Source organism: Coprococcus sp. AF16-22 (assembly GCF_003461545.1).
GTDB lineage: Bacteria > Bacillota > Clostridia > Lachnospirales > Lachnospiraceae > Coprococcus > Coprococcus aceti.
The window spans coordinates 440794-455771 of record NZ_QTXH01000001.1 but is presented as its reverse complement, the minus strand read 5'-3'; the positions used below and the strand labels follow the sequence as shown (position 1 = coordinate 455771).

Below are 14978 nucleotides of genomic sequence, written 5' to 3'. Positions count from 1 at the left end.
TATGATTCATATAAAGGACACGAAGAAGGTAAAACTGAATAGCACAGAGCGCACGGCGGTTGCCCTGGGCAAGTTTGATGGTATCCATCAGGGACACATGCTGTTGATAGAGCAGGTGTTGAAGCTTCAGAGACAGGGATATATGGGCGTTGTGTTCACATTTGACATGAGGGAGAATCATGTGTTTGATGTGAGCAATATGAAGACCATATACACATCTGACGAGAAGGCACAGGTGGTATCGGATACCGGAGTTGACGTCCTGGTTGAATATCCGTTTGACGATGCATTTGCGGCTACAGAGCCGAAGGCGTTCATCAGAGATGTTTTGGTGGACATGATGCGGGCCGGATATGTCGTGGTTGGAAGCGATTACAGATTCGGCAGAGACAGAAAGGGCGATGTGGATACCCTCAGAAGCTATGCGGACGAGTATGGATATAAGGTCATAGTCATAGACAAGCTGGAACAGGATGACGAGGTGGTCAGCTCAACTGTCATCAGGAAGAATATTTCTGAGGGAGATGTGAGGTCGGTCATTCCGATGCTCGGCAGACCGTACAGTATGACAGGTGAAGTGGTGTCCGGTAAACAGCTTGGAAGGACAATAGGAATACCGACTGCGAATATGCTGCCGGAGGAGCGCAAGCTGTACCCGCCGGCTGGTGTGTATGCTTCAAGGATCAGGATAATCCGGGGGAAGCATACGGGACATGAGGATCCTTTCAGAGTCTATATGGGAATCACCAACATAGGAGACAATCCTACAGTTAACGACAAGGGAAATATCACCATAGAGACGAATATCTTTGACTTTGACAGGAACATATATGGACAGGTCATCAAGGTGGAGCTTATCGAGCAGATCCGAGGTGAGAAGAAATTTGGAAGCCTGGATGAGCTCAAGGCCCAGATGGCAAATGACATAGAAACTTCAAAAAGAATACTTGCTAAAAAAGTATTGGTAAAATAGCACAGAAAACATTGGTAATTATGCGCATAAATAATGACGGATTATTGGGTCGCATGAAGATGTTTTCTGTGCTATATTTTTAATAATAGGGTATTTTTTAGGAGGAAAAAGGAAGTACAAGGAGGAAAAGTAAAATGAGAAAGAAAGCAGCGAGCAGGATCCTGGCATATGTTCTCACCTTATGCATGATCATCGGCAGTATAACCTGGCCGGAGATCACAGCTAAGGCGGAGAGCATCACGCTGGATCTGAAACCGGACACCGGCTGGAAGACGGTGACTGCGGCAACAGATGAGTGGAGTGATTATGGAAAGGCGGAGATCAGATTTTCGCCTTCATCAGATCTGGCATCCATGAAGGCTATTGCGGATGCGGGATACAAGACGCTCAAGATCACATATGCGGTTGACACATTTACCGCTGCAAGTGGACAGAATGCGGGAGTTATGCCATTTGCATCATATGGATCTTCATGGTCGAATAATGACAAGTGGATAGATCTGTCCAAGAGCGGTCAGTTTGAGACCGTACTTGATCTGTCATCTATCAGCACAACAAGCACGGAGAAGGTGGCATTTGGAATACAGGTTGCCAATCTTCAGGAAAACAGCACGATCAAATTCAGGATCGTGTCAGCGGTTCTCTCAGGAACAAAGAGCACCTCTGGTGGTTCATCAGGGGAGTCAGGCGGTTCAGGCGACAGCGGATCAGGCAGTGCGGACCTTGATTCAATTGGAAACACAAGTTCAAGCGTAACCGCAAGTCTTGCTGATGGAGATGGAACAGCCAAGGGAGACGGCTACTACGAGACAGAGATAACGATAAATAACAAGAGCAATTCATACATAGCAGACTGGATAGCGGTGGCTGATGTGAGTGGCTCTGTAACTGCAGTTAAGGATTACAGCAGCTGGTCAGCCCTCAAGGGTGTATTCAGTGATGGAAAGCTGTACATATATCCAAACACATCCAAGAAGTCAGGTGCAGTAAATGCAGGTTCGAGCGTGAGCTATTCAAAGCTTGGCTACACAGGTACGGCAAACGGTGTGTCTATAACAGGTGTCAAGGTGTACTACAGCTCACAGTCAGGTGCATTTGACTCATTTATCGGTTCACTTTCATCATCATCTGGCGGAGCCGGGGACAATACAGGTGAGATCAATACGGATGTTGAGTACAACTATGCAAAGCTTCTTCAGGAGTCACTGTATCTTTATGATGCGAATATGTGCGGAAGTGATGTATCTGCAAAGAGTGAGTTTTCTTGGAGATCAAACTGCCATACTGAGGATGCAAAAACAACATATAATGGAAAGACTGTGGATGTCAGCGGTGGATACCATGATGCGGGAGATCATGCCAAGTTTGGTCTGCCACAGGCATATTCGGCTACAGTTCTAGGACTTGCGCACATGGAGTTTGCCGAGGCATTTGCGGATACTGCTACAGAGGCACACTATAAGAGGATCATGGACAGATTCGTTGCTTATTTTGAGAGATGCACAGTCCTTGGAAGTGATGGCTCGGTTCAGGCTTTCTGTTATCAGGTCGGTGATGGAAATGTCGATCATGGATACTGGGGAGCTCCGGAAAAGCAGTCATCAAGAAGTGGACAGGCAACATTCACATCTGATTCGGATACGTGTACAGATATCGTTTCAGAGACAGCGGCGGCACTTGCGGCATATTATATAAATTACAAGGATAAGAAAGCGCTTTCCTATGCGGAGAAGCTTTTCACATATGCGGATACTAAGGCTAAGAAGAACAGCTCGGGTCCGGCATCAGGTTTCTATAGCTCAGATTCATGGGAAGATGACTATGCCCTTGCGGCGGCTCTTCTGTACAAGGCTACAGGTAAATCGGCATATGCAACAAAATACAATAATGTATATGGTGGCAGAACAAATCCTAACTGGGCTCTTTGCTGGAACAATGTGGCTCAGGCGGCTCTGCTTTACAGTCCTAACTCATCAAAGAAGAGTGTGTTTGTAGAGAACCAGTCAGGACTTATAGCGAGCAAGACACAGTCAGGAGATAACAACTTCTGTCTGATAGATAGCTGGGGATCGGCGAGATATAACACCGCTCATCAGATGACAGGTCTCATGTATGACACGATATATGGAAAGACTGATTATTCATCATGGGCAAATGGTCAGATGAAGTACATACTTGGCAACAATGCTGGTTCAAAGTGTTTCGTTGTAGGTTACAACAAGTATTCATCAAAGTACCCTCATCACAGAGCCTCAAGCGGATATCAGGGTTCTGTAACTGGAAATGCATATACAAAGCAGGCACATGTACTAGTCGGCGCTTTGGTTGGCGGACCGGCGGGTTCGAGTACAACCTATGTAGATAGCTCAGAGGACTATAACCAGAACGAGGTTGCACTGGACTATAATGCAGGCCTTGTGGGTGCAGCAGCCGGACTTTATCTGTATGTGAAGAACAGCGGAACAGATGAGGAGAAGGCAGCACAGAAGGTAGTTCCTAAGAGCGAGGTGTCGTCAGAGCTCAGGACGATAAGCGGGGAGTCAGGTGGAGGCATGACAACAGAGGACGACACGAAGGATCCTTCAACTGGCTCAACCGGCTCAACCGGATCGACTGGCTCAACTGGATCAACAACGGGTTCAACGTCTGAGAAAGACACAGAGACTCCGTCAGAGCCCCCAGCCGTAAAGGTTACAGGAATCTCATTTGACAAGACATACATAACACTTAATGTGGGCGACAGTGATGAGATCAAGGCAACGATAACACCTGCTGATGCAAAAGATACATCCCTTGTGTGGTCAAGTTCAGACAAGGCTAAGGTATCCGTACAGAATGGCAAGATAACAGCCCTCGCAGCCGGAACGGCGACTATCACAGCTACGGCTAAGGATGGCTCGGGAATAAAGGCGGCGTGTGTTGTCAAAGTGCTCACTCCTGGAAAGCTGTCATGTAGCAGTGCTGACAAGTCATGGACAGACCTCGTATATGGCTATTCAAATGCGAATCATGCAGCTATTGAACTGTCAAACTCCGGGGAGACAACCCTTACAGATGTAAAGGCCAAGCTTAAGGATGGAACGGCATTCCAGATCGTTTCATCACCGGCAGGGCAGATTTCTGCAGGAAATAAAACAACAGTAGTTGTAAAACCGGTAAATGGACTTGGTGCCGGAAGCTACAGCGATACACTGGTTATATCATCAGCAAATGGCTCAGCGAACATAACACTCAAGGCGACAGTGGCAAAGAGAGAAAATACCGCAGTTGTCACTGTGACAAAGACATCAGTAACATCTGATGCGGTGACTGTCAGCGGCAAGGTGTCAGGTATAGTGGGTGAGATCGAGTATGCAATATCCAGTGAAAAGGATGCTGATGCATCAAAGCTTGTATGGCAGAATGGTGCTCAGTTTACCGGATTCAAGGAATTTACTACATATTATGTATATGGCAGGGTAAAAGAAACTGCAAATGTCAAGGCTGGTCAGATCAGCCAGGCACTTGAGGTGACTACACCTTTATCAGATCCTTTCGTAATTGACATCGGAAGACTGAATGACAGCAGATATGTTGGAGCATTCACAGACAGTGAGGAAAATCCAACTGTAAAGGTATCACAGTCTGGTGGAATCATATCAGTTTCATTTACCGAGAATAAGGATTACACGATCACAGGAAATGGTGAGGATGTAATTGTAGATACCGGAAATGCAAGTGGAATAACCGTGGACAATGCTACTGTAAAGAAGATCACGGTTCGTCCGGGCAATTCTGAAACATTTGTCATAAAGGTAAGCGGAGAAAATAAGATTGCTGATGGTATAACATGCGTCAGCGATAACAGTAACGCAGCGGATGTAAAGGTATCTGGAAAGGATACATCTTCCAAGATATCAGCGACAACCCCGGGTGCGTCTGCGATCAAGACAGATGGAAATCTTGAGATAGACAACATACAGATAAAGTCCGATGGTAAGGGAATCGAATCTGCGGGAACTGTGAAGATAGCAGGTGGAAGCAACAGCATAGATTCTGTATCTTCGGCAATATTGGCATCGGATGTGGAGATCACAGGAGGCTCTGTTGATGCAAAGTCATCAGGACTTGGCGATGGGGAGTCGGTAATCTCAGCAGACAATTCTATCAAACTGGTTGGTGGAAGTGTTACGGCGGATGCATCCGGATCAACCGGTGGAAATTCATTTGGCGTAAAGTCAGATGATGGAACGATCATTGTTGATGGCGATGTGTCAATAGGTGGAGATCCAATTTATTCCAAGGATCCGGTAGACAGCAAGGGCGACAGTGTAACCATGGTAAAGGTTGTGTTCACAGATGAGAATGGCAACCAGTTGTATGCGTCATCTGTAAACAAGGGATCAACTCTTGATCTGTCGAAAATAAATATCACCATGTCTGATGGTACTGATTACAAGACATCGAGGGCTGGATATGCGCTGGCATGGCAGGATGAAGCCGGAACAAGCTATAATGCTGATTCTGCATACGGCGCTGTATCAGAGGATATAACATTTAAGGCTGTATGGACATGGATAGTTGTGGATATAAGCGTTGATGCAAATATTACATTTGCGGCAACTGGAAATGCTTCGTACAAGACTACATATACAGGCGCAGCGATAAGACCGGCCGTAAAGGTTGTATCACGTGGAAGAACACTTGATGCGGGAACTGACTATATAGTTTCATATAGCAGCAATACCAATGCCGGTACAGCAAAGGTAGTTGTCAAAGGTCATGGCAGATATAAGGGCTCAAAGACTCTTACATTTGCAATAAACAAGCAGGCGATAAGTAAAGCCTCTGTGACAATCACAAAGTCGGCTGTATATACAGGCAAGGCTATAACACCAGCGGTGAAGGTGACTAGCGGTAAGCGGACACTCACAGCGGGCAAGGATTACAGAGTTGCATATTCGTCAAATAAAGACTTTGGCAAGGCAAAAGTTGTGATAATGGGAATCGGTAATTACAGTGGAACACAGACAAAGTATTTTGACATAACTGCGGCTGTTGGCAAGATCTATGCAAATGGAAATTACAAGTACAAGATCACAAATGCATCCCTGAATGGCAAGGGAACGGTAACTCTCGTATCTGTTGTCAAGAAGACCAAGACAGTTGTGGTTCCTGACACTATAAAGCTTGGTGGCAAGACATTTAAGGTCACAGCGATAGGAAAAGCGGCGTTCAAGAAGAATGTAAAGGTTACAAAGGTGACCTTGGGCAAAAACGTCAAGACTATAGGTGCCAAGGCGTTCTATGGATGTAAGAAGCTCAGGACAGTAGTGATAAAGAATACACAGATGACAGGAAAAACAGTTGGATCTGGTGCATTTACAGGGACATACGCCAAGATGACCGTCAAGGTTCCGTCGAAGAAGCTTAAGAGCTATAAGACAATCCTTCTGAAAAGAGGAGTGTCAAAGAAAGCAGTCATAAAGAAATAAAGGCTCAATAAAATAAAGAATAATTGGAGATCCGGGGTGGTTCATATGATCCCGGATCTTTTTTGTGCGTATGGGGGTGACCGAAGTTCGATTTGACATGGGTAAAAATATGTGTATAATATCGTTAGTGTTCTAATAATTAGAATTATAACTATCTGGAGAGGAGAATCCATATGGACGAACATACAAAATCCATACATTATCTGCTGATGGCGGATCATTTCATGGTGCAGAAGGCATTGCTGAGTCAGATAAAGGATACAGAGCTCACCATGGGACAGCCCAAGGTGCTGGACTATCTGAAGGATCATGATGGGGCGTGTCAGAAGGATATCGCGGCGGGATGTCATATAGAGCCGGCATCGATAACCGCTGTGTTGAGTGGCATGGAGAATAAAGGATATATACAGAGAAGTACAAAGTCAGGGGACAGAAGATCCCTGTACGTGTATTTGACAGATAAGGGCAGAGAGTATGTGGAGATGCTCAATAAGAAGTTTGACTTAGTTGAATCTGTGGCGCTGAGGGGATTTACAACGGAAGAGACGGAAGAATTGCAGTCACTTCTTGTAAGGGTGTACGATAATATGAAGGGCAGCGAAAAAGACAACAGAAAAGAGGAACGTAAGAGATGAAGAACATGAAGGTAAGAATTCCAATGTATTTCGTTGGATTGTTTATTATGACTATAGGAATTGCACTGTCGGTAAAATCCAATCTCGGTGTGTCGCCGGTGAGTTCCATACCATATACCATGACCTGTGTATGGGGAATAGAGATGGGAAAGGCTACGATCATATTCCATGCGGCACTTGTGCTTATACAGATCCTATTACTCAGGAAGCGGTTCAAGCCGATCAATCTGCTTCAGGTGGTCGTGGGAATCGTGTTCGGATATTTTACAACATTCTGCAATTACCTGGCTACATTTCTGCCGAGCACTGATAATATAGCGATGAGAATTGTGCTTATGCTTGTGAGTACTGTATTCATAGCGGTTGGAATCTTTTTCTATCTGCCGGCCAATCTTATTCCGCTTGCCGGAGAGGGTGTCATGCAGGCTGTATCAGAGGTCACACACATTGAATTTTCAAAGGTAAAGATCGGATTTGACTGTTCTATGGTGGCTGTGTCGGTCGTAACATGTCTGATCTGCATACATAGTCTTGGAAGTGTGGGAGCCGGTACGGTTATTGCCGCATTCCTTGTTGGATTCAATCTGGGTAAGTTAAATAAGGTATTTGGCGGAAAACGAGACAAACTTCTTGGAAAGCACACATACACTGAGAAGGAAGTTCTCAGGGAGAGAATTGACGGAACGAAGTAGCAAGAGATGTGTATGTTCCAGGGGACAAGGTGTTCCATATCTGATATTTTCCCTTCATAAATGGCTAGCCTGGTGAGTTTTATTTGTTTGCTTTTGATATTACGTGGTGTATAATTTATAGCATACAAATTTTGGTTTGTTGTACGTGTAAAGGAGAATGCAAATGATAACAGGGGATTTGAAGAATAAAATAGACAGTTTATGGGACATATTTGCCGCAGGCGGACTCGTCAATCCACTTGAGGTTATAGAGCAGATAACATATCTTATGTTTATCCATGATCTTGATGATGTGGACAACAAAAAGGCTAAGGAATGTGAGATGCTAGGGCTTCCATTTAGCAGTATATTTGCTGATGAGGTGAAGATAGGAGACAGAAACATTGATGGAAAGCAGCTCAAATGGTCTGCATTCAGGGATTTCCCTGCTGAGAAAATGTACAGTGTCATGCAGGAATGGGTATTCCCATTCATAAAAAATCTGCATAGTGACAAGAACAGCGCATATTCAAAATATATGGATGATGCCATATTCAAGCTTCCGACACCGATTCTTCTTTCAAAGGTTGTTGACTCGCTGGATGAGATATATAAATTGATGAATGAAATCCAGTCAGTTGACGTGAGAGGCGATGTATATGAATATTTGCTTTCAAAGATAGCACAGTCTGGAAGAAACGGTCAGTTCAGGACACCAAGACACATCATCCGTATGATGGTTGAGATGATGGATCCGGCAGCGGACGAGATGATATGTGATCCTGCGTGTGGAACATCCGGTTTCCTTGTTGCGTCAGGGGAGTACCTCAGAGAAAAGAAGAAAGAAGACATCTTTTATAACAAAGCAAATAGAGATCACTATATGAATCATATGTTCTATGGATATGATATGGATAGAACGATGCTTCGTATAGGTGCCATGAATATGATGACACATGGTATAGACAATCCATGTATTGAATATAGAGACAGTTTGTCAGATCAGAATAGTGATAAGAATAAATATACACTTGTTCTTGCAAATCCGCCATTCAAGGGAAGTCTCGATGCCGAATCGGTTTCAGCAGATCTTCTCAAGATGTGCAAGACAAGGAAGACAGAATTGCTGTTCCTGACATTGTTCATACGAATATTGCAGGTAGGCGGCAGATGTGCATGTATAGTTCCGGATGGAGTTTTATTTGGCTCGTCTGCAGCACATAAGGCAATCCGTAAAGAAATAGTGGAAAATCAGAAACTTCAGGCGGTCATATCCATGCCATCGGGAGTGTTTAAGCCATATGCGGGAGTGTCAACTGCGATACTGATATTCACAAAGACAGATCACGGCGGAACAGATAAAGTTTGGTTCTATGATATGACGGCAGACGGATACAGTCTGGATGATAAGAGAACACCGATAAATGATAACGATATACCTGACATAATAGAGAGATTTGCACATCTTGACAAAGAAAATGACAGAAAGCGAACGGACAAGTCATTCTTTGTGTCAAAGGAAGAGATAGTGGACAATGCTTACGACCTCAGCATCAATAAGTACAAGGAAGTGGAGTATACACCGGTAGAGTATCCACCTACATCTGAGATAATGGCAAATATAAGAGATCTGGAGAGACAGATAAGTCAGGAAATGGATGAACTTGAGAAATTACTGGCTGATGATAACCAGTAATTGATTGAAAATATTAGGAAAGGGGAAAACAAACTCGACTTTAGCAAATTCGTATTTGTATGAGTAAATGACAATCGAATATATGTTTGACATGAAAGCGGTTGGATGCTAATATATTATTAAAAGGTGCTACCGATAGACGGTTAGCCCTGATATTACGCTTACAAAAAAGTAACCGCCAAGTTTTGTCAGGACAGGGCGGTTACTTTTTTGTCTTATTTCTTATCATTGCTCTTAGAGCCAACGGCATAACCAAGAGCAAAGCATGTAATGCATAAGCTGATGATGGCTATAAAAAGTTCCGTTGTAAGCATAAGCACAAACCTCCGTATAGATTTCCACAAGTGGATTTATCTATGTTAACACAGGCTATAAACTCCTGTGGCGAAGGCTAACCGCCTACCGAATAGGGTAGCACCAAATATACTATAACAAACATATGTTCGGCATACAACATAAAAATAAATGGCGAGCTTGTGGAATAGTGTAGATGAAATTGAAATTAGAAGATGTATGTGAAAGAGGTTCTTCTAGTTTAAAACAATCAGATATTTTGGGGATGACAGGTGATTATCCAATTTATGGGGCCTCGGGTTATATAGGAAATGTGGATTTTTATCATCAGGAAAAACCATATGTTGCTATTGTTAAAGATGGGGCAGGAATTGGAAGAACTACGTTTCATACGGCTAAATCGTCTGTTATTGGAACAATGCAATATCTTTTGCCAAAAGATAATGTGTTGCCAAAATATCTATATTATGTTGTAGGGCATATGCATTTGGAAAAGTATTTTTCTGGTGCGACAATACCTCATATTTACTTTAAAGATTATAAAAGTGAAGAGTTTAATTATGATTCACTCGATAAGCAAAAAAATATCGTGGAAATCTTAGGACGATGTGAAAAAGTAATTAGTGCAAGAAAAAGGGAGTTAGAGTTATTAGATAGCCTTATCAAAGCCCGATTTGTAGAGATGTTTGAAAACGAAATAGAATATAATAAAGTTAAATTGGAAGAAATTGCAGATATTGTTTCAGGAATAACTAAAGGAAGAAAAACAAAATGTGGGGAATTGCGAGAAGTGCCATATATGGCTGTTTCAAACGTAAAAGACGGATATATAGATTGGACAACTGTTAAAACAATATTAGCAACAGAAGATGAAATAATTCAGTATAAATTATTGCCAGATGATGTCTTAATGACTGAGGGGGGAGATCCAGATAAATTAGGAAGAGGAGCTATTATATCTTTGCCACCGAAAGATTGTATCCATCAGAATCATATATTTAGAGTACGATTAGATGAAACGCAAATATTGCCACGATATTTTGCTGCATATTTACAGAGTTCACAAGCAAAGACCTATTTTTTAAGAGCAGCAAAACAAACGACAGGTATAGCAAGTATAAATATGAGTCAATTAAGGGGATTGCCTACAATTGTACCACCTATAGAACTTCAATTAAAATACTCATTATTTAGTGAGCAAGTCGACAAATCAAAATTGCTCTCTCTCATCAAACTACTGGAACAACTGATTACTTACCTATATAATGTGTTTATAATATACCGACAAGACAAAGGGGAGGAGGTAGAAAAATATGAATAATTTCGACTTCTTAAGGGATGAACCAAGATTTGCCGCATTTGCTGGGGTTGCAATATCGGCTGAGAGAATAATTCTTATAGATCCTGATGTGTGTATACTCAATTGCCGCAGGGCTATGGAGTTTGCAATAAAATGGATTTATTCAGTTGAGACTTCACTTGAAACGCCGTATCAGGATAATCTTCACAGTTTATTGAATTCAGAGGACTTCAGAGATTATGTGGGAAATGACCTGTGGAGACGATTGGATTATATACGAAGAAAAGGCAACAGTGTGGCTCACAATAACAGGCGTCAGGGATTTGACGAGGCTATGCTTTGCCTGGAGAATCTGCATATATTTATGGACTTTATTTCATGTTGTTATGTACGGGGATATGAGCAGAGAGAATTTGATAGAAATGCCATATTGAACAGACGTGAAAATGCCAAGAAATTCAGGGAGAATGCTGAGAATGCAAAGAGCCAGCTCAAAGAACAGGAAGAGTTGATTCGCCAGAATCAGGAAGAGATTGAAAGACAGAAGATAGATCTAAAGACATTGGCTGAGGAAAATGCAGATCTCAAGGAGAAGTTATCTGCACGCAGTCAGGTACAGAGGCAGCGTTATAAGCAGCATCCGCTTGATATATCTGAGTTCGAGACAAGGAAACTCTATATAGATGCTATGCTTGAGGACGCAGGATGGGTACAGGGATCAGACTGGATCGATGAAGTTGATGTTGATGGTGTTCCTAGCAGGTCAGGAAATGGACGGGTGGACTATGTGCTTTACGATGATACACAGATACCACTTGCTATTATAGAGGCAAAGAAGACATGTGTCGGAGTTGAGGCAGGCAGATATCAGGCGAAGGAGTATGCAGACAGCATTGAGAGAAAGTATGGCAGAAGACCTGTTATCTTCCTTACAAATGGGTTTGAGACGCATATTATTGATGGACAGTATCCGGAGAGAAAGTGTTCGTGCATTTACTCCAAAAGGGATCTGGAAAAGTGGTTTAATCTGAGGTCTATGAGGACAAGTCTCAGAAACGTAACGGTAGATAAGACAATTGCCGGACGTTATTACCAGGAGGCAGCGATAAAAGCAGTGTGCGATGCATTTGACCAGAAGAACAGAAGAAAAGCATTGCTTGTCATGGCTACAGGTTCTGGTAAGACACGAACAGTAATCGCACTTTGCAAGATACTGATAAATGCCGGATGGGTGAAGAATATTCTGTTTCTGGCAGATAGAAATTCGCTTGTTACGCAGGCTAAGCGTAATTTTGTGAATATGCTGCAGGATTTATCCTGTACGAATCTGGTGGAGGAGAAGAATAATTATAATGCAAGGTGTGTATTTTCCACATACCAGACCATGATCGGATGCGTTGACAGTGCAAGTGACAAGGGTGGAAGAATATTTACCTGCGGACATTTTGATCTGATCATATGTGATGAGGCGCACAGGTCAATATATAACAAGTATAAAGATATATTCACTTATTTTGATGCACCGCTTGTGGGACTTACGGCGACACCGAAGGATGAAGTGGACAAGAATACTTATGATATATTTGAACTTGCAAATGGAGTTCCTACATATGGCTATGATCTTGCACAGGCTGTTGAGGATGAATATCTTGTTGATTATATGACAATTGAGAGCAAGGTAAAGTTCCTTGATGAGGGAATTGTATATGAAGAACTTTCGGACGCAGATAAGGAAGAGTATGAGAAAACATTTGTGACAGAGTCTGGGGATGTACCGGATAAGATAGAGTCCGCTGCGCTTAATTCCTGGTTATTCAACAAGGATACAATAAGAAAAGTCTTACGTGTATTTATGGATAATGGAATCAAGATAGATTACGGGCAGAAGATAGGAAAAACAATAATATTTGCAAAGAATCATACTCACGCAGAGAAGATATTTGAAGTATTCAATGAGGAATATCCGCATCTTGTTGGGTACGCGGAAGTTATAGATAATCAGACAAAATTTGCGCAGAAAGCAATAGATGACTTTTCTGATCCTAACAAATTGCCACAGATAGCCATATCAGTTGATATGCTTGATACAGGAATAGATGTTCCAGAGATACTCAATCTGGTATTTTTCAAGAAGGTAATGAGTAAGGCAAAATTCTGGCAGATGATAGGAAGGGGAACCAGACTTTGCGAAGGACTGCTGGACGGTAAAGATAAAGAGTTGTTCTATATATTTGATTTCTGTAGTAACTTTGAGTTCTTCAGGGTAAAGAAAAAGGGCAAAGAGGCTGTAAATGTGATGCCTATACAGGGTGCGATATTCCAGAGAAGATTTGAGATAGCGTATAAGCTGCAGTCACTTACTGATAGGGACGGCAGGGTGAATTTCTTCTTGGAAAAACTGATATCTGACATGAGCAGTGAAGTGCAGAGATTGTCGAGGGATAACAGGGATAATTTTATAGTAAAGCAGCATCTGAGATATCTGGACAAATACTCGGATGAAGTTAACTACCAGAAAATAACGTTCCCTGATGTCAATATCGTAAAGGAAGAGGTATCGCCTTATATCATGGCAGATGGTGATGAGCCGAGTGCTTTGAGATTTGATGCGCTTATATATGGCTTGGAGCTTGCACATGTGGCGGGAAAGAATGACGAGAGAGCAAAGAGAGATCTTATAAAAAGGGCTAATGCACTTTCAAGACTTATAGGAAAACATATTGATGAGATTGATTGCAGAAAAGAAATCATAGATAAAGTATTGTCGGATAGCTATGTAGATGGTGCTGGAATTATAGAGTTCGAAGAGATAAGGACAGGACTTAGGGATATCATGAGCTTTATAAAAAGCACAGTACAAACATACGACACTAACTTTGATGATGATATCCTATCTACTGACTGGCATGAATCAGAACTTGAGAACGATGATCTGAAGAATTATAAAGCAAAGGCTGAATTCTATATAAAACAGCATCAGGATAATATTGTAATTGCAAAACTCAAGACAAATAAGCCACTTACTACTGGGGATGTGAAGGCACTTGAGGATATCCTTTGGAATGAGATTGGAACGAGAAAGGATTATGAGGGTGAGATCGGTGACAAGCCTCTTGGTGAATTTGTCCGTGAGATAGTAGGGCTTGATATGAACGCTGCAAAGGAGGCGTTTAGTGAATATCTGAATGAAACAAATTATGACAGCAGGCAGATATACTTTGTCAATCAGATAGTTGAGTATGTGGTGCACAATGGAATGATAAAGGATATGTCAGTGCTGATGGAGTCGCCATTTACAGACAGGGGAAGTATAACGGATATATTTAACGCGTCTGTATGGATGGGCATAAAGAAAGTAATAGATCAGATAAATGCAAATGCTAATGTGGCTTAACAGACGCTATTATTCAATATGTGCAATTTTGCACAAGTTGAACATTTATTTCAGTATGTGCAATTTCTGCACAATGTGAATATACATATAACAAGATTTCGGGGGAATCACATGACTTTATACATGAACATAAAACAGCTTGGCAAGCGGAAAAACACAGTGCACAAGGTCCCATTTGAATATGACACAGCACCGAGCACGCTGCGGGAACTCATAACAGAGACAGTAAAGATCTGCGTGGCACAGTACATATCCCACATGGATCGCGGCGATGCAGTGCTGACAGATGAACAGATCGATGATATGGGAAGAATAGGAAAGATAGCGTTCGGGATCGTCTATGGGGAGAAGAAACCGGATGTGGATGAAGCAGTGAAGACAGCCATTCAAGGATTTGAGGATGGACTGTTCAGAGTGTTCCGCGGTATGGATGAATTAACGGAGCTGGACAGGGAAGAGAAGTTTAACGAAGGGGATGAGATCACATTTATCCGCCTCACAATGTTGGCGGGCAGAATGTGGTAGAACATAAAGAAAGGGG

Annotated in this window: 8 protein-coding genes; all 8 read left to right on the top strand. The window is 42.4% G+C overall.

Going from position 1 to position 14978, the window contains the following annotated elements:
* Nucleotide 1: 1 nt before the first annotated feature.
* On the top strand, nucleotides 2–973 hold the full coding sequence (locus tag DWW60_RS01995) for a bifunctional riboflavin kinase/FAD synthetase (protein ID WP_055144663.1): 972 nt from the start codon (nucleotides 2–4) through the stop codon (nucleotides 971–973).
* 134 nt (nucleotides 974–1107) lie between these two features.
* On the top strand, nucleotides 1108–6447 hold the full coding sequence (locus tag DWW60_RS01990; RefSeq protein ID WP_117874262.1) for a glycoside hydrolase family 9 protein: 5340 nt from the start codon (nucleotides 1108–1110) through the stop codon (nucleotides 6445–6447).
* A gap of 173 nt (nucleotides 6448–6620) precedes the next feature.
* Nucleotides 6621–7082, top strand: coding sequence for a MarR family winged helix-turn-helix transcriptional regulator (locus tag DWW60_RS01985; protein ID WP_055273486.1), 462 nt, complete (start codon nucleotides 6621–6623; stop codon nucleotides 7080–7082).
* Nucleotides 7079–7774, top strand: coding sequence for a YczE/YyaS/YitT family protein (locus tag DWW60_RS01980; protein ID WP_055273484.1), 696 nt, complete (start codon nucleotides 7079–7081; stop codon nucleotides 7772–7774). Before DWW60_RS01985 ends, DWW60_RS01980 begins: the two co-directional genes overlap by 4 nt.
* Nucleotides 7775–7937: 163 nt before the next feature.
* On the top strand, nucleotides 7938–9449 hold the full coding sequence (locus DWW60_RS01975) for a class I SAM-dependent DNA methyltransferase (protein ID WP_055222499.1): 1512 nt from the start codon (nucleotides 7938–7940) through the stop codon (nucleotides 9447–9449).
* Between the two features lie 490 nt (nucleotides 9450–9939).
* A complete protein-coding gene (locus tag DWW60_RS01970) occupies nucleotides 9940–11064 on the top strand; it encodes a restriction endonuclease subunit S (RefSeq protein ID WP_117874261.1) in 1125 nt (374 codons plus the stop codon).
* Nucleotides 11057–14437 (top strand): DEAD/DEAH box helicase family protein, encoded by a 3381-nt coding sequence (locus DWW60_RS01965; RefSeq protein ID WP_117874260.1) that lies wholly within the window; start codon nucleotides 11057–11059, stop codon nucleotides 14435–14437. Before DWW60_RS01970 ends, DWW60_RS01965 begins: the two co-directional genes overlap by 8 nt.
* Before the next feature lie 111 nt (nucleotides 14438–14548).
* The gene (locus tag DWW60_RS01960; RefSeq protein ID WP_117874259.1) at nucleotides 14549–14962 is read left to right on the top strand and encodes a hypothetical protein; all 414 of its coding nucleotides are present in this window, start codon (nucleotides 14549–14551) and stop codon (nucleotides 14960–14962) included.
* Nucleotides 14963–14978: the final 16 nt, after the last annotated feature.

Excerpts from the sequence above, each read along its gene's own strand:
- DWW60_RS01990 (WP_117874262.1), top strand. The coding sequence starts at position 1,108 with ATGAGAAAGAAAGCAGCGAGCAGGATCCTGGCATATGTTCTCACCTTA.
- DWW60_RS01965 (WP_117874260.1), top strand. The coding sequence starts at position 11,057 with ATGAATAATTTCGACTTCTTAAGGGATGAACCAAGATTTGCCGCATTT.
- DWW60_RS01970 (WP_117874261.1), top strand. The coding sequence starts at position 9,940 with ATGAAATTGAAATTAGAAGATGTATGTGAAAGAGGTTCTTCTAGTTTA.
- DWW60_RS01995 (WP_055144663.1), top strand. The coding sequence starts at position 2 with ATGATTCATATAAAGGACACGAAGAAGGTAAAACTGAATAGCACAGAG.
- DWW60_RS01980 (WP_055273484.1), top strand. The coding sequence starts at position 7,079 with ATGAAGAACATGAAGGTAAGAATTCCAATGTATTTCGTTGGATTGTTT.
- DWW60_RS01960 (WP_117874259.1), top strand. The coding sequence starts at position 14,549 with ATGACTTTATACATGAACATAAAACAGCTTGGCAAGCGGAAAAACACA.
- DWW60_RS01975 (WP_055222499.1), top strand. The coding sequence starts at position 7,938 with ATGATAACAGGGGATTTGAAGAATAAAATAGACAGTTTATGGGACATA.
- DWW60_RS01985 (WP_055273486.1), top strand. The coding sequence starts at position 6,621 with ATGGACGAACATACAAAATCCATACATTATCTGCTGATGGCGGATCAT.